We start from the raw sequence: 18,746 nt of genomic DNA, 5'->3' as shown, positions 1-18,746 counted from the left end.
TTTCTCCTATTTTACCTGAAAAAGCGCAAGTCCGCATGCCCGTTTGTCAGCGTGCCGATAAAGCCGTCGATCATCGTCCCTTCCGGTACGACCCGGGCGATTTTTCCCCGGCTCATTACATAAACGAGGTGATAGCGCTCCTTCATCAGGAGATGGACGACAGAAGAGAGCGGCCGGTGCTCGGCGACGACGATCGGCTGCGCGAGCGTGCCTCCGTCGATCCGGCTTTCGAACCGTTTGGCGCGGTGAACGAGAAACCGAAGGAACACGTACGGAACGTTTTTTAAATACATCCAGTTCGAAGCGCATAAAAACAGGCCGATCAGCAGCAGGTTGAGCTGCAGAAGACCGCCTCGGAGCAGCGGATACACGGACAGCAGGACGACGAACGCGCTTAAACCCACGCTGCCTCTCGCCGTCCATAGCAGCGTCTTGTGGTACGGCAGCCGCAGGCTCATCCACGCCTGAACCATTCTTCCGCCGTCCAGCGGCAGGATCGGCGCCAGGTTGAACAGGGCGATCGTCGCGTTCGCCTTCAGGAAGTCGTCCACCCATAACGCGTCGACCAGCCCCGCTTGTCCCGCGACCCACGCCCCGCCGGCCAATATCGCGTTCTGCAGCGGCCCCGCAACCGCGACCCACACTTCCTCCTTCACCGGAGTCGTCCCCGCGCCTTCCGTCTCCATGACGCCGCCGAACGGAAGGAGCTTCACTTCTCGGACCGCCCAGCCGAAGCGAAGCGCCATGATCAAATGGCCGAGCTCGTGTACGAGCACGATGCCGAACAGCGTCGCCGCCTCCAAAAACCGTCCCGTCAGGACGGAGCCGATCATCAGGAGGACGAACAGAGGGTGCAGCTTGAACGAAATGCCCCGCCATTTAATCAAACGGCACCACTTCCGCCGGGTCGAGCGTTTTTCCGTTTTGCTTGATCGCAAAAAACAGCGTGCCTTCGCCCGCAAGGCTGCCGTCGCCCGTCCGTCCCGTCCCGAGCTCGCCGAGTTTTTGCCCCGCCTCCACCCAATCGCCCGGCTTCACCTCCGGGTCGATGACGTTCCCGTACACGGTGACGACGCGGTTGGCATGCTGCACCGATATCGTCGCCGCCCCCTCCTCGTCGGCCGTCACTTGCGTCACCCTTCCGGTATGCACCGCCGCTACCGGGCTGCCTTCCTCGGCCGCGATCCGCACGCCGTCTCCGCCTTCGCCGAACGTTTCGACCAAACGGCCGGCAAGCGGCGGCACGACCGCATCCCGGCTCCACTCCGCGCTTACGGGCCGCGATTGTTCCTGATGCCGGAAACTCGGCAAAAACGAAGGCGAACCTCCGAACGTGTTTCCATACCAGGTCTCGACCGCCCGGAAATCCATGTCGCGCGTCACCGCGTCCAGCGCCCACTCTTTCGCCTCGGCGCTTCCGGGAAGCTCCAGCCGCAAGCCCGCCCAAGCCGCCGCCAACAGGACCCCTGCGATCGCCGTTCGAATGAGCAGCCCTTTCATAAACCTTCCTAACGGATGATTAGGCCCTTTTCCGTAGGAAGAGTCGTTTTTATCCGTTTTCGCGCGTGCGCTCTCGCCGGGTTGGCTTCGCAAACCGGTAAGCCCGCTCGGCTCCCAATCGCCGCCGTTCAACCGGCGCTGCCTTTCCTTCCACCATCTTTCCGGATCGGCTTCGTCATGATTTTGACGTCTTCGTTCCCCGACGTTCTTCCGAGATTGCATCGAAATCGCCCCTTGTCCGCAAAAATGGTTTGTACCACGATATGGCGGACAAGCGAGCTTTAGACCAACGCAAAAAAAATACGCCCCCTCCCCGCCGGCGGCGGTTCGGGAAGGCGCAGACGGTCTGCGGTCAGTTGTCGTCCATCGAATATTTTTCCTGATGGGCCTTAATGCTGAAGACGAGGCCGATACAGATCATGTTCAGGATAAGCGACGTGCCCCCGTAGCTGATGAACGGAAGCGTAATCCCGGTAATCGGCATAATGCCGATCATCATTCCGATGTTCTGGAAAATTTGGAACACCATCATCGAAGCGATGCCGATAATAATGAACGACCCTCGCAAATCGTAGCACTGGTAAGCGATCAGGATCATTCGGTAGATAAAGATAAAATAAAGCAAAAGCAAAATGGCCGCGCCCTGGAACCCGAACTCCTCGCCGATGACGACGAAGATGGAATCCGAGTAGGTGTAGGGGATGAATTTCCGGTTTTTCGATTCGCCCTGCATGTACCCGTCGCCGGTCAAGCCGCCGGATCCGATCGCGATTTTGGCGTATTCGGACTGTCTTCGCTCGTCCGCCGAAGCCTGTTCCGGATGGATGTACGTATTGATGCGCTCGTACCAGTGGGATTTCTCGTGAGTGGAGAGAAATTCCTTGATTTCCGTATTGAACACGTTGAACAGCGTCACGAACAGCACGAGACCGGCCGCGACGGCGCCGAGTCCGATCAGCACGTACGTGTAGCGGACGTTTCCGATCCACAGCATGCCGAGCACGATAAAAATATAAATGATTGCGTTCCCGAGGTCCGGCTGAATCATAACGAGCGCGAACGGCACGATCGAGACTCCCGCAATGGAGAGAACGTCGGTGCGGAACCGAAGCGGATCCCCCTGACGCCTGCCCATGACGGCGGCTACGGCGATGATCAGGAAAAGCTTCATCAGTTCCGCCGGCTGAAACGTCAGCCCTCCCCCGAGATCGAACCAGCCGCGGGCCCCGTTGCGGGAAATCCCGAAGAAATAGACGAGAATCAGCGTCAAAATGCCGATCGCATACCAGACGTACCAGGTCTTTAAAAGAAGCTTGTAGTCGAACAGCGTGATCAAAAGAAGAACGACAAACCCGACGCCGTAAAAAATCATCGTCTTCACGTCGGAGTTGGCGAAGTTGGCGGCGTCGTTGATCGTCGCGCTGCGGACGACAAGCGTGCTGATCGCCATGAAGGCGAACAGGATGAGCAGCATCGGCCAATCGATATTTTTCAGTCGGTTCAGCAAGCGGAATCAACCCATTCCGAAAAACTTCTTGACCCGCCCGAACATGCCGCTTTTCTCTTCCAAATGCATGAGGGGAACCGTCTCCCCGAGAATGCGCCTGGCGATGTTGCGGTAAGCGATGGCCGCGCGGGAAGCGGGATTCATTACCGTAGGCTCGCCATGATTGGCGCCTTTGATGACGTTCTCGTCATCCGGCACGATTCCGATCAGGTCGATGGCGAGCACCTGGCAAATATCGTCGACCTCCAGCATGTCGCCGCTTTTGAGCATATTCGGGCGAATCCGATTAATGACGAGCTTGGGCGAGGCAATGCCTTTTTTCTCCAGTAGGCCGATAATCCGGTCCGCGTCGCGAACCGCGGCGTTTTCCGGGGTCGTGACGACGATCGCCTCGTCCGCGCCCGCGACCGCGTTCTGAAAGCCCTGTTCGATGCCGGCCGGACAGTCGATGATCACATAGTCGAAATCCGGCTTCAGTTCCTCGATCAGCTTGCGGACCTGTTCGGGGGATACGTCGTTTTTGTCTTTCGTTTGCGCGGCCGGAAGCATGTACAGCTCATCGAACCGCTTGTCCTTCACAAGCGCCTGGTTCAACCGGCAGCGCCCTTCCACGACGTCGATCAGATCGTAGATGATCCGGTTTTCGAGTCCCATGACGACATCCAAGTTGCGAAGGCCGATGTCCGTATCGACCATGCATACTTTTTTGCCCATTAGCGCCAGTGCCGTTCCCAGATTCGCCGACGTCGTCGTTTTGCCGACGCCGCCTTTGCCTGAAGTTACGACGATCGCTGCTCCCATCGTTTTACACTCCTTTGAAATGCAAGACTTGTTTGCGGTGGTGGTGCAAATGCGTCAGCTTGTCCATTTCCATCACACCGTCGCGCAAATAAGCATATTCCATCCAAGGTTCGGACGAAGTCCATTCTTCGGGCGGCCGGCTGATGACGTCCGCTATGCGAAGCTGCGTCGGCGTCATGCGCGACGCCGCGATGATCGCGCCGGTACCGTCCGGATAACCGGCGTGGGCGATTCCTCTAAGCGCTCCCATAATATAAATATCGCCGGTGCAGCGCACGGTGCCGCCCGGATTGACGTCGCCTATCAGCAGCAGATCGCCGACCAGCTCGATCGTCTGGCCCGAACGGACGATGGCGGCGATCGTGTGCATTTCGTTTCCGGGGGCTGCCTCTTCTTCCGTTTCCGCGTCGCTTTCGATGCTCTGGACCAGGAAATTGCCCTGTCTTCTGATAGCGGAACGAATCCGCTCCTTGTCTTCTTCGCCTAACTTGCGGGAACCGAGTTTGACGGTAATATGCACGATCGGCCCCGCCAGCTGCTGCTCGTGCTTGTCCAGCTTGGCTTGAAGCTCGTCCAACAGGGACACGAAGTCGCACTGGTCGTCAAGCAGGAAGACGAGCCCTTCTTTGACGCCTTTGATCGTAATCGCCGATTTGCCGTTCAATTTTACTCGCTCCTCCCTACGTTACCAATTCTGCCAGACCGGCCCGAATTCCTGCACGCTCCCCCGTCAGGCTCCGTTTTCGTCGGCGGAAGAGGCGATGTTTTTGACGAGCCATCTGCGAACCGGAATATATAGCAGAAGCGCGAGCAGCACCGAAATCAAAAGAGTAGGCACCATGTGCCAGTAGACCGCGAACGCGAACGTTACGTTAACCAATTGAAACAGCTCGTAAATGCCGAAAATCGCCAAATCGAGAATCGCGCTCCCGAGAGCGACGCAGCCGAGCGTAAGTCCGAGCGTGCGGGAACGACGTTCCGGAATAAGGCCGAACAGATAGCCGAGCAAAGCCATCGTAAAGCCGTAAGCTCCGATCAACTGGCCGTAGAACAGAATGTCCTCCAGAAGGCCAAAGCCGAGCCCGAAGAAAAAGGCCCGGTGCCGGTTCCCGAATAAAGCGACGAAGATCGTCATAAGGAATGGCAGATGAGGAAGCAGACGGTCGCTCCACCCCGGCGGTACGAGCCAGGGAAGAACGGAGGTCTGAAGCAGCAATAGCAGCAGCGTCGCCAATATCGTCCAATTCAGCCGCAGCTTCACGGAGCGTCCACATCCGGAGTCACCACGACGAACACATCGTTCAAGTGGTCAAACTTGGCGGCCGGCTCCACCTGAGCCGTTTGCGTAAGTCCGAAATCCCCGACCTGGCTGCTGACGACCGTGCCGATAATCAGCCCTTTGGGCAGCACGTTGCCGCTGCCGGACGTAATGATGATGTCGCCTTCCTTCACGACGTCGTTTTCGTCGATTTTGCTCATTTGCAGCACGTTTTTTTCCTTGTCGAAGTCCACGATGCCGAACGCCTCGTCCTCGCGGCCGAATACCGTCGCGGCAATCGAGATGGAATCCGTCGACGTCGCGCTCATTTCCGTAATCGGCGTCACCGTGGACGTGAACTCGGAAACGCGGCTGACGAGTCCGACGAGGCCGTCCACCGTCGTTACCGCCATTTTTTCCTTGATTCCGTCATGAGAGCCGAGATTGATCTTGATTGTCGGATCGTATGGATTAGAGCTGTTGGCTACCACCTGGGCTATCAAATACCGGTAATTGTTGTACAGTTCCTTCTGTCTTTCGGTAAAATTAAGCGCCTCTTGCAGGTACTCGTTCTGTTTCTCGATCAGATTGTAACGGATCTTGTCTTCCGTGTAGCGGGCAACGGTCTGCCGGAGCTCCTCGTTTTCCTTATACACGTCGGAAAGCCGGCTGAGGTCGCGAAAAAAATCCGCCACCGCCCCAACCGGCCGATAAAGCGCGCCTTGAAGGGTTCCGAATGCGTCGTTGATGAATTTCTCGGGCCAGGTCATCTTCTGCCTTCCGAACGTGTAGCCGAGAAGAGAGACGACCAGAATGACCCCGATCATCAAAATGAACAGACGCTTGTTGCGCATAATCTTAAAAATAGCCGTTCACCCGCTTTCCTTTCACCGGGCACTGCCTGACAACGATCAACGGCCGGATCGCCCGTTTCTCGTTTTGAATAGATGAATGTTCTCCAAGGCCCGCCCCGTCCCGATTGCGACGCAATCGAGCGGATTCTCGGCCACGATGACCGGCATTCCCGTTTCCCGGGCGAGCATTTTGTCCAGATTGCGCAGCAAACCGCCGCCTCCGGTCAGGACGATTCCGCGGTCCATAATATCGGCGGAAAGCTCGGGAGGACATTTCTCCAGCGTCACTTTGACCGCTTCGACGATGGCGTTAACCGTGTCGCCCAGCGCTTCCGTAATTTCGTCCGACGTAATGGCGAGCGTCTTCGGCAAGCCGCTGACGAGGTCGCGGCCGCGAATCTCGATCGATTCGACCCGTTCGAGCGGCAGCGCGGAGCCGATTTCCATTTTCAGCTGTTCGCTTGTCCGCTCCCCGATCATCAAGTTGTACAGGCGCTTGATGTATTGGATGATCGCCTCGTCCATCTCGTCTCCGGCCACCCGAATGGAACGGCTCGTCACGATGCCGCCCAGGGAGATGACCGCGACTTCGGTCGTGCCGCCGCCGATATCGACGACCATGCTGCCGGTCGGTTCCCAAACGGGCAGATCGGCGCCGATCGCGGCCGCGAACGGCTCTTCGATCGTGTAGGCTTCGCGGGCTCCGGCTTGCTTCGTCGCGTCTTCCACGGCCCGCTTCTCGACGGCGGTGATGCCGGACGGCACGCAGACCATGACGTTCGGATGCCGCGGAAACAAGGAGCGTTCCTTCTGCGCGCGGCGAATGAAATACTTGATCATCGTGGCCGTCGTTTCAAAATCGGCAATAACGCCATCCTTCATCGGACGAATGGCGCGGATGTTGCCGGGGGTGCGGCCGATCATTTTTTTGGCGGCTTCGCCCACGGCTTCGATTTTTTTCGTATCGGTACGAAGGGCGACCACGGAAGGCTCCCTCACGACAATTCCTTTTCCTTTGACATAAACGAGCGTGTTAGCGGTACCGAGGTCGATCCCCAGATCGCGAGTGAAACCACCGAACATATAGTTTAAACCTCCTGTTGGGACAATCCTATATATTATATTACATGCAGCCCGTCTCCTTCAAACTGATATAGCGATTGTCACCTATTACCAGGTGATCCAACAATTCGATGCCGATTAGCTCGCCCGCTTCCGTCAATCGGCGCGTCAGCAAAATGTCCTCCTGGCTCGGCGTCGGGTCGCCGCTCGGATGGTTGTGCGCGCACAAAATCGAGGCGCTGCTCCGCTGGATCGCGGCCCGGAACACTTCACGCGGATGCACGACCGAGGCGTTCAGGCTGCCGACCGACAGCGTTTTGCGGCCGATGACGTGATTTTTGGTGTTGAGGAACAAGCAAACGAAATGCTCCTCCCGCAGATGCCTCATTTCCTCCATCAGCAGATCGGCCGCGTCTTGCGGCCTCGTGATCCGAACCGTGTCCGGCATCTTCGATCGCGCGATCCGCCGTCCGAGCTCGATCGACGCTTGGAGCTGCAGGGCTTTCGCCGGGCCGATTCCCCGGATATGCGTGAAATCCTCCCAATTGCGTTCGGCAAGGTTCTTAAGGCCTCCGCAATCGTGCAGCATTCGCTGGGCCAGGTGGATGGCCGATTCGTCGCGGGTTCCGGTGCGAAGCAAGATCGCCAGCAGCTCGGCCGTGCTTAGCGCGGCGGGACCGTGCGCTTGCATGCGTTCGCGAGGTCGTTCGCCGGGGGGAAGTTCGCGCAGCAAATAGACGGATGGGTTCATTCGGATCCTCTTCTCGCTAGTCCGCGTCGGCCGCGGGTTTCGGCTAAACGTCGTCGGGCAATCGTTACGGAAATCGCAGGCCGAACGGCTCCAGCATGTCCGCGACAAGCGAAACCGGAAGCCCGACGACATTGAAGTAGCACCCCTCGATTCCTTCGACCAGCAAGGAACCGATTCCTTGAATGCCGTAGGCTCCAGCCTTGTAGTGCTTAATGGTTCTTTTGACGTTTTTACCGAATTCAATATCTTAAGCGGCGTTACATTCGATTGAATATCAGTTGCTACAGTAGAAATAAAGGATTTTGTTACTGCTCCGGCTTTATATGTAACGGTAGCCTTAGCTTTACCTCCACCACCAGAACCGTCTGGATCATCATCTCCTCCATCGTAATTTAATAATTGCTCAATATTGGCTTTCAAATATATTGTAGGTTCCCCATCTTTACTGACGATTATTTTATCGATCAGAATCTCGAGGTCTTTACGATTCAGTATTTCCTTAGCTATAATATCATCAAAAACTTGGAGAGCAGATACTGCCCCTTCTTTGAAACTGCTCGTTCTTTCCCTAACAGCGGTCAATTCCTCAATCTGTTTCGAGACGATATTGATCTGTTGACGTTTATCAGCTTCTATTTCAGCATAATTCTCGGATATGAGTTCCTCCATATCTGGATTCTTCGCAATATCCTTAATCCGTTGTGACATAGTCACTCTAAGTTCATTAGTAAGTTCCTGGAGTTCTTTATTTAGCCTCTTCAGGGAAAGTTCAAAGTTATCTTCTCGCTCAACATGATCTTTAAGTTTGGCATCGAATCCTTCGATGGCACTACTTAACTTTTCTCGAAGTACGGTAAGATGCGCTTTTATCGCAAGAACAAGTGTACGATCTAAGATATAGTGCGTTGCACAGCCTAGTTTTCCAACTCTCCTGTATGTTCCACATATGTAGGACTTATGTTTACCCTCCTTGTTAAGAGCAACCATCCCATGACCACAGTCAGCGCATTTTAGAAACCCCGAGAAAAGATTAATGTGTTTATAACCAGTGCCTCTATAGTTTTCATCAAGACGTTTATTGGCAATCCGTTGCGCTAATTCAAAATCCTCTTTGCTTACAATAGCTTCATGATTGTTTTCAAAAACATACTGCTTATCTGGTTCAACCTTCGACGCTCTCCCGTTGATTTCTGTTAGTTGAAATCTTCCCTGTCGAAGTGTCCCAATATAGAAATCGTTTCTGACAATCCGTTGAACCATTCTTTGAACCCAATTGGTCGTTACATCCTTCTTGTAGACTTTACCGGCATTTTCTTTATCCCTTTTTGCAACCATTGAAGGAGTTGGAATATTATTTTCGGTCAAGTAGATGCAAATCTTTCTATAACCATATCCCTGCAAATACATTTCAAATATTTTTCTAACAACCCATTCTGTATCTTCGTCAATAATAATCTTTTCACGATTAAGAGGGTCTCTCTTATAGCCATATGGAACGGAAGCAATATACTTCCCTTCCTTCATTTTCGTCTTGATGTTATCTTTTATTTTCCGACTAATATCTTTGACGTATCTCTCATTATACCACGTTTTTATCCCTAGTATCGAATCATCATCTGTTTCAGAATCATAGTTATCACTAATCAGTATTAACCTAACACCCTGACGTTTCATGTCTTCAAGAAAAAGCAAGGTTAATGCATTATGTCTACCGATACGAGATAAGTCCTTGACTGCCAAAATAACTTTATACCCGTTCTCGATTGCTATGTTAATTTCCTTTAACATGCGGTTAAAATCAGGTCTGTCAAAAGTATACCCACTAACATTATCGTCTTCAAACATTACAATATTGGAGACTAAGTCTTTAAACTTTTCAACAAAATAATCTTTAATCATTTTTTGCTGAGCGATAATTGTTGCATAGTTCGACTTATCTTCGTCACGACTAATTCGTGAATACCCAAAATAAAGAGTTCTAATCCTAGACGGATTAGAACTCATCGCTTGATCTTTTGAACTCACGCTATGCTGAACCATTGTTCTATACACCTCATCACAACTATTGTAGTGCTTATTGTACCTCAGCTAACCATGTCGGTTCAACACTTTGTTGTGAGAGGGCATTATCTAGAATCAGTTTTTCAAGACCGGATTTCATATCTTCTATACCAGAGATAAATGTTACAATCTTAAACTTCTTGGATTTCGCAACTTTCTTCAAAACAGCATATTCCTCAGAATCTTTTTGATTTTCGGTCATCCAAACAAAGACCAACCTATTCCCTTTATCGACTTTGACTTTCAAACTTCTGGTTTCATCTGAGAATTTAGTTGACATGCTAATCACGACCCCTTAAGGCAATTTGGAGTGATAACCCCATGCCTTTTCGCGGATACCTCTTAATTACAAAAACAAACAGCCTATTTAAGTGTTCAAACTCCCATTCACATATCTAGAACCTCGAACGACAATTTCTAGAAGCACAAATAAGCCTAATCCTTTGTCACAATGACGAAAGATCGGCTCTCTTTAACAAAATACAATACCTAATTTCAAATATCAGGTCACCAAGACCAAATTACCCCTAACCACTGTGACCTCGATTCGACTAAACGTAAATGTTTCCTGAGAGTCGTCGGTCACATATGCACGTAAGATACCTTGTTGAGCTTCAAAAATGAGATCATCGATGTAATTTTGAATCGTCTCTTGCCGCGTGGCTCCTTCTAAATCGCCTTCAGCAAGAGCTTCTTCATAAAGATCAAGTGGGACACAAAGATAGCATATTTTAGAGACTAATTTATCGAATACGTAAGAAGGTAACTCCCCGTCGAGGATTTGTTGTTTACCTTGCATGTCAAGAGCAAGCAAAATGTGATAAACGAGTTGCCCTTGACTCAATAAATCAAATATGACCTCCTTATCCTGATCTGTCGATTCCACTTGGAAAATTTTGTTGTAATGAACATAAACCGTCCTTTGCACATTACCCCGCTTGAATGCATCAATGATACTGTCTTTCATTTTGAAAACTTTCATCAAGTCTTCGGCAAGTCTTTGACTTCGAGTTATAAAAGGCAACACTTTCCCGTTCCCAAATATCCTCTGATCAATTTTTCCATGATCATCCGCCATGTCCAAAACCCCTTCACAAGAATTCCAACCTTAAACCCAGTAGGGAAATAGTTGGTTACTCTATGTAAAAAAGCTCTGGTTTTCACTCTGAATTTGAAGGGATTCTCGATTCTTTTCAAAAATTTATCTGCAGAAATTTCATTATGTACATAAAAATGAGCATGATCCCCATAGATAGCTCATCTTTTAAGTTCCAAATAAAAAAAGCCGGATGCAACATCCGACTGGTAGATTATTAATTCACTATGGTAGAAATAACTCATATAGTTATTTCGATATGAAATAGGTCTCAAATCGTTTAAAATGTCTGACGAAACTTCTTAAACTGAAGTCCAGTATTGTATCACTTCCATCATTGAACTCCCCAATGACTTGAATTACATCAATGTCGGGACGAAGTTTGGAAAGTATATCTTCACAATCATCATATGTTCTCATTAAATAAGCAAGTTCTCTTGCTGCTGACTCCATATCAGCACGTTCCTTTTCACTAGCGTCATAATAACCGCCCCCTACACCTCTAACTACCAAATCAATAAAATTTTTACCAGTTTGATCTTCAATATAATGAAAGACAATTTTGAATAACTCAGCTACAGTCTTTTCAACATCAATATCAAATGACATACTAACGTGAAGATCACTATCATTGCTTTTATTTCGTGCAACATCCAAGGATAGTTCTGCTTTTTTCTCCGATCCATTTTTTCGCCTAGCTTCTTCAACAAAAGACTCAAAGGTTTTTATAATGTTCCCCGTATCATTACGCTGTTCAAAAAACTCTCCAATATAAGACTGTTCAATATCCGATGAACGATCTTTGATTACTCTGTACTGCTTCGTATCGCCTTTAGGATTTACAGAAAAAGTAATCATATCAACACCTCGCTTCACAATGTCTAAATATTCCACAATTCTTCACGGAAAAACATATTCCTCTTATATTCATAAATGATATGGTATAATTCCAGGTAAGCACTATTGGCGGGAGGAAGTATAGATGTCCATTCACATAAATGACATATTACCAATCAAAATTACAGAAGTAAAAACAGAAGCAGAGTTACTCCTGATATTTGAAGTTTGGAAATATATCAAACATATCGTCAACTCAAATGTATCCTTTACCAACGTTACAATCTCAACTAGACTGTATGCAACTTCACATTACAAGTTTATTTTTGAAAATGGCTTAAAGTTTGATAAAGTTCCTGACTCTAGCATATCAATAAAAGAAATTGAAGATTACTTCTGTCCAAAGAACAAGTTCCTTTTCGATATTGCGTTTAAAACCATAAATGATGAAATTGTTACCTACGATTACAATTACGACCCTGATAAAAACCGAATTCTTCACAGCGATGATCGCTCTACAGCCTATGTCAGTCTTGTTGCTAGGTTATTAGTAGAAGATTTCTTAAATCATCGAAAGAAACCAAGGAAGCTTATCATTGATCACTATGGCTACCAACACACCGAGGACGAGTATGTAGAGCTTTTTATTTTGCAAAACTATGGTAATCGTATATTAGAAGATATAATCGAAATAAGATACCCCCATAATAGCAAACCACAAGCTGAATGGGTAAGTTACATATACCATCAAAGAAGAATAGGAAATTTTATCGAGAAATCCGATGTTGAAGCTAAACATAAGTACTTAGTGGATAACTTCATTCAAGGTGATGTAGTTCTACTTTATACATTCGAAAAAGGGAGAAACAAGATAAAAAAACTAAAAACTTGTTATCCCGCGATAATAGACAACTTTAATGAAACTCAGATCAGCTTGATCTACTACTCTCCAATTGAAACAACTGATACACATATTTGCAGACTCCTAGATAACAACCTTGACCCATCTGAGCATACAATTAAGTTGGAGCCAAGAACAGCTAATGAACTGCAACTTGAAGATGTAGGAATTGATCATTTATATTCAAATGAAAGCAATTATATACTTAGACCAATAGATCAGGAGGGTAACCCCATAGATAACGATGGAACAATACAATATTTCAAAATCGGTAATCACTGTCAAAAAATTTGGCTAAATACCATCGAAACCATTTATGCAGTATTTAAAGACCATAATATACAAGCATTTAACGAAGTACGATTTAAGAATATCTACTTCAAAGATAGAACCCCTATATATGATCAAATCAGAGCAACCAACCGAAGGTAACCAATACTGGGTTACCTTCGGTTGTTAACTAATTGCTTTTTTGGAAATGCTCCAAGTAACCGAACTTCTCGCGAAATTTTGGGAACACTTTTGCTTTACCATTATCCCATTTGAAGATTTCTTGTGGTGAAACAGAATCTTTAACACGCGTAAACTCAGGATTTGGTAATTTAGTACTTTTTGTTGGGTAACCCTTTACACTATCCAAATCCAATCTTATTTGAGAAGCATGATTATAAATTGAGCAGACCCCTAAGTACTCGTCTCTCATTAACAAAAACATAAACTCAACCAGTGTAAGGTTAAATTTTTCGTGAGCTTTTACATGTCGATATTTAACATCCGGATAGAAAACCCTATCTTTCAACTTGTTAAGCTCCCACTCTTTGTTATCAATTACTGGAACGGATAAATCTTCGTCTGAGACTAACGTAAATCCAACTAAAATAGGATAAAACTCCCCCTCAAGTCGATAGCCCTCATATGTTGGATATTTTAACTCATTTATTACAAATAACTTCCCTGAGCTACATCCGAGTTTATCGAAACGGCTTTTGAACTCAGATCTCATCGCCCTTAAAAGTTGGTAATTTGTTGTTTTATATTTCCCATCCCGTAACTTTGAAACAAATTGCCCCATCTCTGAATTGATACCGAGATAATGTTGAAAAACCAATATTTTTTCAGAGTCAGTGTTGAACTCTATGTACTGATTGCGGAAATTATTGTCTTGTTTGTCCTTAGGGATTAAGTCCCAAAAGCGCTCATACCCCGGCTTCACCTTGTACTTACCCTCGAACGTTTCTTCATCAATTATGTCTATATTAGCCTTTATAGCCCCATATCTTCTCTTAAAGCTAATATAAGGCGTAGGGATCATTTCTTTACCTTCACTATTGGTGACACGCCCAACATATCTATCATTTTTCACTTCAATTACGTTTGTCGATTTAACAGAGAGATATGCTCCCCTTGGATCACCATTTGCCTCACAATACCCTGCGTACTCATCTCTAATGATCAGGTACATGAACTCGTAAAGAGTAAGGATAAAGGGTTGACCTGCTTCCACAGACTCATACTTAATGTCAGACTTTTCAATACCTGTTACATTATTAAGTTTAACATCGATTCTCGGAATTAATATTTGTTCATCGGATACCAGTTCAACTGCAATTGGTTTGACATCATTAACATACTTTCTGCTCTTACCTTTATGTTTAGTTCGAGTAGCGAACATAGACTCCAACCCTAATAACTTGTTGTAGTGTAGAGTTCCACTCTTACTAGCCAATTGTTCATATTCTTTCCTAGATAGTTTTTCTATCTCGTCGTAACCTTCAGCACGAACAGCTTTATTTTTATCCGTCATCTCAAATACGGCATTACCTTTTTTAGAAATACGAACTTTTGTATCCAGCATCTCCGAAACTATTTCGTCTTTCAATTGGTTATATTTTTCTTGACCAATGTCACCACTTAAAAACTGTTCTCGCAGCATTATAAGATTAGGAATTAAAGTGGCTTTATAAGGAACATCACTAAGTCTCCTGGCATCATCAAGAGTCAACACTTCAGCGTCAACTAACCCTCTCAGTTCACGATTTAATTGGTTGTACTCCAATGTTTTTTCCAGTTCACGACTGAATTTGTTAATTTGCAACTCTTTAGCTAATGGCTTATTCTCCACAAATCAGCACTCCTTCCTCAGTTAATCAATATTGGCTGTCTATCAAAAGGTCTAGGGTCTTAAGTTTATTATAGATATTCGACAAAAAACACCGTTGTCCTTCTATGAACTTAATTCTCGACATTACTCCACTAAGAAATCCTCGTAAACACATCGACAAATGGATTGAAGTAACTACAACTTTCGACCCTTTTTTCCGAAGAAAATATTAGATGCCTGTTTCGAGAGAGAGAGGGGGTAATTCTATATGGATATCCGCGCAGAGTTTGGACAGAGAGTCAGGGAACTTCGAGCCAGAAGTGGCATGTCGCAAGAGATACTGGCTCATCGAGCGGGGCTTGATCGGACATACATCAGTAGTGTGGAACGTGGGGAACGGAATATCAGCATCGTCAACATCGAAAAGATCGCCGCGGCGCTTCAAGTGTCGGTTGCATATATGTTCTCCAATGAGAGATTTTCTGCAACCCCTGCCTACCAACAGAAAGACCTTAGTGTTCCACTAAAAGAGCGATTTAAGTATCAAGTGGATAGCGAAAAGAGGATCTTGGCTTTTCAAGTGCATGGACTACTTTCAGGTGAACACGTGGATTACATGTCAAGAACGCTTCTAGGAATTTGCAACGCTTTTGGGAAAGAAGAATTAAACGTCCTTGTTGACCATCGAGATATGAAGGCATCCGATGGCGAACCCGTTGTTTATTCGCCGGAAGTCGCAGAAAAAGCCGTAACATTCCAACGGGAGCTTCTGAAATACAGTAAGCGGGTCGTAGCTTTGTGCAATTCGGAATTTATGGTGCAAAACCTGAACCATGTGGCAACACAAAGCGGAATAATCCATAAAGCTACTCATATCTTTGGGCGAGATAAAGAAATGGTCGGAAGGGCATATGAACTTCTAGGTATCAATGGCAATGAGTTAATAAAAGCCAAAGCGCAGTAGAAAAAACAGGGAAAGCCGTTATTTTCCCTGTCTACCGCTTCCTAAAATCGATTCCCCCAATGCCCTCAACACCCCCAATTATTATCCTGATCGCTTTACCATCCTTTCGAGCTCTTCATAAAAATACTGGCAAGCGACTTCCTCCATCAAGAAGTCTTTCTCGTTGGTTCTGATCCCTTTCTCATTGTAATACACGAGCCATCGGTTATTCTTACGTTCCAGACACAGCCGCTCATTATAAAGTCCACCATCCAAACTGTAACTATCCTCGGGAACGCGTTCTTCCTTCAACCGGAGTCGAAGCTCTTCTCGGGTCAACTTTATCACTTCCTCGTTACTTTAGCGTTTTCCTGATGATTTCAACAATGTCCAAGAAAATCCTGCTTTGATCGGGAATTTGAGTGGGATGAGTAGGTAAATCTTAAAGATGATTACCCCTTTGAGGGGGTTCAAATTTACTAGGAAAATCGCCAATCAGTGTTTCAATTGCGATTTACCAGTCTGTTTGTCAATGCTTAACTTCAAATAAAAAGAGACACTGCGTGATGAGCATTTGCAATGTCTCTTTCGTGGTAACAGATCAATCGTTCTTGTATTTCGGATCAAAATTCAATTGCTCTGAGCAACGGCATTGGCGAAGGATTCCATACTTTGAACCATAAGATCCGTTCGGCGTTGAATGACCTCTTTGTTAGCCGTTTTTCTACTTAGGGTCTCACCGAACTCAGAGTCCTTGTCGTATTCATCAATCAGGAATTTTTGCGCCCACAGTCCAAAATCAGTCGCAGACAAGTTCAATACTTGAGCCTTCCTCGCGGCGATAAAAAGAGATGGGACAACGGATTTCTTCAGGCTCTTAAACATTTTTGATGTCCAATCTTGGAAGCCCTCCATCATATACTCGGAGAGCTTTTCGATCTCAGCTACAATCTTAGTGTCAATTGGCGTTTTCCCGATTTCTCGCATATACAACTTCATATCTTTGCCGGAGAAGGACATGTCCCGTCCAGAAAGAAGGGCGACGACCTGAACAGCTGTTTTCCGATCAACATATCCCTCGATATCAGCCTTGGTAAAATTGACGTTTCGGAACAATTCAGAATCCGTAATATGTTTCAACACCGAACGATTATCTTCTCCGAGCAAAACCTGAGATTGCTCGATGTCAGATAACGGCTTGGTCTGGTTAACGCGGTAGAAGATTTCCTCTACATCCTCAAGTGAATATGACTCATCGAAAATTGTAACAGCAAAGCTATACCCCATCACTGCTTGCTGAAGATCTTCCGGCAACCCACTAAACTTCAAACCTGAAACAGATTGTTCTCCTACCAAAGGAATATCATCGGTCAAAGCGAAGCCATCATCAATGAATAAAAACAAAGTGTTCAAACGCTGGAGACAATCAACTGCATAATAAATGTTTTTCGTCTTGCTTCTTGAATTACTTTCGAGACTATCACCATTTTTCCAAACCAACAGATTCGGAATGTAGCCATCGGTCAAGACAGTGTGCATTAAGAGACTTTGCCAACTACGATCCTTCCGGCGAACGTATCGACGTTGGAAGGGGAGGTCGAAATTGATTTGATCCTTCATCTTGACTAATTGATACGTTGTCCACTGAACTGTTGATCTTGCCAAAATTATCCCACCTTTGAGAGGAACTTTAATCAAAAGACTACTTTTTATTTTACCACTTAATCCGAGCTATCGTATATTGCGTCAATAGCCACCCAAACGGGAGATCGAGAAATTAAATAGAATGATACGCTTTGTAGAAGCTGATCCCTTGCTTGACCCCACTGAAAAACATAAACTCCTTAACGAATAATGACTTCCTGTCCATCACTTCCTGCAGGGCAGTTAATAGTTCAAGCTGGTCATCAGACAAGGATTTTTTCAGATCTGCTATAAGCTGCTGCTCAAGATTTCGATCTTCCTCAGGTACGTCTTTTTCCCGATTGGCTAAAACGATCAACCTCATCTCATTTGAAAGTGCCGAACCAATACAAGCAGGTAAACCGATGTCCTCCGTCAAGGTCTTCTGAGTTACATTCCGATAGCGACATTCCAAGAAGAATACCCTCCTTTTAACCAATGCTCTCGCATTGCTTGGCAAACTTGATCCCGATCCTGGCTCCGGCTAAGTAAACCCCTTCATACCTTCGAGACATGTTGTCCTGATTCACCTTGCGCCAGATCTCCAGTTGCTCGAATTGGGATGCAGTAAAGCTGTCTTTTAACTGCTTCATAATCTCCGACTGATGTCCATCCAGATGGACAAATTCATCGGTAGACTGGGCATCAAGCTCAATATATCGACTATCCTCAAGGGACTGCCTGATTAATGAAGGCAATTCGTCTGGATTTTGAGCTTCTTTGGATGGCGACCAAGGCAAAGAATCAGGACTATTCAGAGCAGATACGTGACCGGCTTTTGGGAAACCATTTTCGTGCAATTTTAACCCCTCCTTTGCAATTGTGCTTGTAAGTTACCGTAATTGCTTGGAAATTGCAAGGAACTTCAAGGATGATCGAGAAGGCGAGAAGGGGGAGGGCAAAAGAAAAGCCGTTCGATACCCCTGATTAGGTAAAGAACGGCTTCGATTGGATTAACGAGATGCTTGCTCTTTGATGTACTTTACCAGCGCGGCGGGCGGTTGCTTCATCATTTCAAGAAGCTCATTCAACTTCGTAAGGGAGGTCGGGTTAACCCACGCCAACTGCTCACCATCAATATCATTTAGAATGGTGACATTAAACTTATCACCTTCATCTTGATGATCAATGCAAACATCAAGGTCACCCTTTTCAAAACGAATGCTTGTGTAGAAGCCAGAACTCTTTGTATAGCTGCCATACTGTCCGTTGTGATATCCGTTGAAAACTGGATTGATGTAGTTCTCCCTCGCCAAGTCCGATACCCACTTGTTTACCAAAAATAAAATGTCTTCATTTGAAAGTGCAATCATAACATCGCCTCCTGATTTTGATTACACCATTAGTAAATCAGATGGCGATCCGGCTCCAAAAAGAAAAATGGTCGACCT

The 18,746-nt window shown here is 46.8% G+C and carries 19 protein-coding genes and 2 pseudogenes; 2 read left to right on the top strand and 19 right to left on the bottom strand.

The features are described 5' to 3' along the window. Window positions 1–11: 11 nt before the first annotated feature. From B7E11_RS18190 to B7E11_RS18120, 14 genes and pseudogenes are all read right to left on the bottom strand, one after another. The gene (locus B7E11_RS18190; protein WP_080837143.1) at window positions 12–887 is read right to left on the bottom strand and encodes a M50 family metallopeptidase; all 876 of its coding nucleotides are present in this window, start codon (window positions 885–887) and stop codon (window positions 12–14) included. Next, window positions 880–1,722 (bottom strand): M23 family metallopeptidase, encoded by an 843-nt coding sequence (locus tag B7E11_RS18185; protein WP_080837141.1) that lies wholly within the window; start codon window positions 1,720–1,722, stop codon window positions 880–882. Before B7E11_RS18185 ends, B7E11_RS18190 begins: the two co-directional genes overlap by 8 nt. Before the next feature lie 130 nt (window positions 1,723–1,852). Next, entirely contained in the window at window positions 1,853–3,007 is a 1,155-nt protein-coding gene (locus tag B7E11_RS18180; RefSeq protein ID WP_080837139.1) for an FtsW/RodA/SpoVE family cell cycle protein, read from the bottom strand. Between the two features lie 6 nt (window positions 3,008–3,013). Beyond that, entirely contained in the window at window positions 3,014–3,808 is a 795-nt protein-coding gene (gene minD / locus B7E11_RS18175) for a septum site-determining protein MinD (protein ID WP_080837138.1), read from the bottom strand. A 4-nt stretch (window positions 3,809–3,812) separates the two neighbouring features. Next, the gene (locus B7E11_RS18170; protein WP_080837136.1) at window positions 3,813–4,472 is read right to left on the bottom strand and encodes a septum site-determining protein MinC; all 660 of its coding nucleotides are present in this window, start codon (window positions 4,470–4,472) and stop codon (window positions 3,813–3,815) included. Between the two features lie 66 nt (window positions 4,473–4,538). Further along, window positions 4,539–5,069, bottom strand: coding sequence for a rod shape-determining protein MreD (gene mreD, locus B7E11_RS18165; protein ID WP_080837133.1), 531 nt, complete (start codon window positions 5,067–5,069; stop codon window positions 4,539–4,541). Next, window positions 5,066–5,920, bottom strand: coding sequence for a rod shape-determining protein MreC (gene mreC / locus B7E11_RS18160; protein ID WP_080837131.1), 855 nt, complete (start codon window positions 5,918–5,920; stop codon window positions 5,066–5,068). Before mreC ends, mreD begins: the two co-directional genes overlap by 4 nt. Window positions 5,921–5,977: 57 nt before the next feature. After that, on the bottom strand, window positions 5,978–7,003 hold the full coding sequence (locus tag B7E11_RS18155) for a rod shape-determining protein (RefSeq protein WP_080837129.1): 1,026 nt from the start codon (window positions 7,001–7,003) through the stop codon (window positions 5,978–5,980). A 40-nt stretch (window positions 7,004–7,043) separates the two neighbouring features. After that, the gene (gene radC, locus B7E11_RS18150) at window positions 7,044–7,733 is read right to left on the bottom strand and encodes a RadC family protein (protein ID WP_080837127.1); all 690 of its coding nucleotides are present in this window, start codon (window positions 7,731–7,733) and stop codon (window positions 7,044–7,046) included. Window positions 7,734–7,797: 64 nt separating this feature from the next. After that, a pseudogene (locus B7E11_RS29080) lies at window positions 7,798–7,935 on the bottom strand (Maf family protein); the annotation flags it as partial. A 668-nt stretch (window positions 7,936–8,603) separates the two neighbouring features. Continuing rightward, window positions 8,604–9,737 (bottom strand): annotated as a pseudogene (locus B7E11_RS30345) (recombinase family protein); the annotation flags it as partial. Window positions 9,738–9,807: 70 nt separating this feature from the next. After that, entirely contained in the window at window positions 9,808–10,074 is a 267-nt protein-coding gene (locus tag B7E11_RS18130; protein WP_080837125.1) for a hypothetical protein, read from the bottom strand. A 222-nt stretch (window positions 10,075–10,296) separates the two neighbouring features. Further along, window positions 10,297–10,872, bottom strand: coding sequence for a hypothetical protein (locus B7E11_RS18125; RefSeq protein ID WP_080837123.1), 576 nt, complete (start codon window positions 10,870–10,872; stop codon window positions 10,297–10,299). Between the two features lie 267 nt (window positions 10,873–11,139). Further along, window positions 11,140–11,748, bottom strand: a complete 609-nt coding sequence (locus B7E11_RS18120; protein ID WP_080837121.1) for a hypothetical protein — start codon at window positions 11,746–11,748, stop codon at window positions 11,140–11,142. Between the two features lie 124 nt (window positions 11,749–11,872). Between B7E11_RS18120 and B7E11_RS18115 the strand changes: the two genes are divergently transcribed. Next, window positions 11,873–13,060 (top strand): hypothetical protein, encoded by a 1,188-nt coding sequence (locus B7E11_RS18115; protein ID WP_080837119.1) that lies wholly within the window; start codon window positions 11,873–11,875, stop codon window positions 13,058–13,060. Between the two features lie 28 nt (window positions 13,061–13,088). On the opposite strand, the gene B7E11_RS18110 is transcribed toward B7E11_RS18115, so the two are convergent. Beyond that, on the bottom strand, window positions 13,089–14,750 hold the full coding sequence (locus B7E11_RS18110) for a hypothetical protein (RefSeq protein WP_080837118.1): 1,662 nt from the start codon (window positions 14,748–14,750) through the stop codon (window positions 13,089–13,091). Window positions 14,751–14,997: 247 nt separating this feature from the next. On the opposite strand from B7E11_RS18110, the gene B7E11_RS18105 reads away from it, so the two are divergent. Then, on the top strand, window positions 14,998–15,693 hold the full coding sequence (locus B7E11_RS18105; protein WP_080837116.1) for a helix-turn-helix domain-containing protein: 696 nt from the start codon (window positions 14,998–15,000) through the stop codon (window positions 15,691–15,693). Between the two features lie 609 nt (window positions 15,694–16,302). On the opposite strand, the gene B7E11_RS18095 is transcribed toward B7E11_RS18105, so the two are convergent. From B7E11_RS18095 to B7E11_RS18080, 4 genes are all read right to left on the bottom strand, one after another. Next, entirely contained in the window at window positions 16,303–17,337 is a 1,035-nt protein-coding gene (locus B7E11_RS18095) for a DUF262 domain-containing protein (protein ID WP_080837111.1), read from the bottom strand. 112 nt (window positions 17,338–17,449) lie between these two features. Then, window positions 17,450–17,770, bottom strand: a complete 321-nt coding sequence (locus tag B7E11_RS18090; protein WP_080837109.1) for a hypothetical protein — start codon at window positions 17,768–17,770, stop codon at window positions 17,450–17,452. Window positions 17,771–17,786: 16 nt separating this feature from the next. Continuing rightward, complete coding sequence (locus B7E11_RS18085) at window positions 17,787–18,155, bottom strand: hypothetical protein (protein ID WP_080837107.1); 369 nt, start codon at window positions 18,153–18,155, stop codon at window positions 17,787–17,789. A 153-nt stretch (window positions 18,156–18,308) separates the two neighbouring features. Next, window positions 18,309–18,668, bottom strand: coding sequence for a hypothetical protein (locus B7E11_RS18080; protein WP_080837105.1), 360 nt, complete (start codon window positions 18,666–18,668; stop codon window positions 18,309–18,311). Between the last annotated feature and the right edge of the window lie 78 nt (window positions 18,669–18,746).

The organism is Cohnella massiliensis, from assembly GCF_900169535.1.
Classification (GTDB): domain Bacteria; phylum Bacillota; class Bacilli; order Paenibacillales; family Paenibacillaceae; genus Cohnella; species Cohnella algarum.
Note: the sequence above shows the minus strand (reverse complement) of the source record. Positions and strands in the feature narration are given on the sequence as shown.

What these genes read in the sequence shown, in the direction of transcription:
- B7E11_RS18185 (WP_080837141.1), bottom strand. Translation starts at nt 1,722, where the DNA reads ATGCAATCTCGGAAGAACGTCGGGGAACGAAGACGTCAAAATCATGAC.
- minD (WP_080837138.1), bottom strand. Translation starts at nt 3,808, where the DNA reads ATGGGAGCAGCGATCGTCGTAACTTCAGGCAAAGGCGGCGTCGGCAAA.
- mreC (WP_080837131.1), bottom strand. Translation starts at nt 5,920, where the DNA reads ATGCGCAACAAGCGTCTGTTCATTTTGATGATCGGGGTCATTCTGGTC.
- B7E11_RS18155 (WP_080837129.1), bottom strand. Translation starts at nt 7,003, where the DNA reads ATGTTCGGTGGTTTCACTCGCGATCTGGGGATCGACCTCGGTACCGCT.
- radC (WP_080837127.1), bottom strand. Translation starts at nt 7,733, where the DNA reads ATGAACCCATCCGTCTATTTGCTGCGCGAACTTCCCCCCGGCGAACGA.
- B7E11_RS18130 (WP_080837125.1), bottom strand. Translation starts at nt 10,074, where the DNA reads ATGTCAACTAAATTCTCAGATGAAACCAGAAGTTTGAAAGTCAAAGTC.
- B7E11_RS18125 (WP_080837123.1), bottom strand. Translation starts at nt 10,872, where the DNA reads ATGGCGGATGATCATGGAAAAATTGATCAGAGGATATTTGGGAACGGG.
- B7E11_RS18120 (WP_080837121.1), bottom strand. Translation starts at nt 11,748, where the DNA reads ATGATTACTTTTTCTGTAAATCCTAAAGGCGATACGAAGCAGTACAGA.
- B7E11_RS18115 (WP_080837119.1), top strand. Translation starts at nt 11,873, where the DNA reads ATGTCCATTCACATAAATGACATATTACCAATCAAAATTACAGAAGTA.
- B7E11_RS18105 (WP_080837116.1), top strand. Translation starts at nt 14,998, where the DNA reads ATGGATATCCGCGCAGAGTTTGGACAGAGAGTCAGGGAACTTCGAGCC.
- B7E11_RS18080 (WP_080837105.1), bottom strand. Translation starts at nt 18,668, where the DNA reads ATGATTGCACTTTCAAATGAAGACATTTTATTTTTGGTAAACAAGTGG.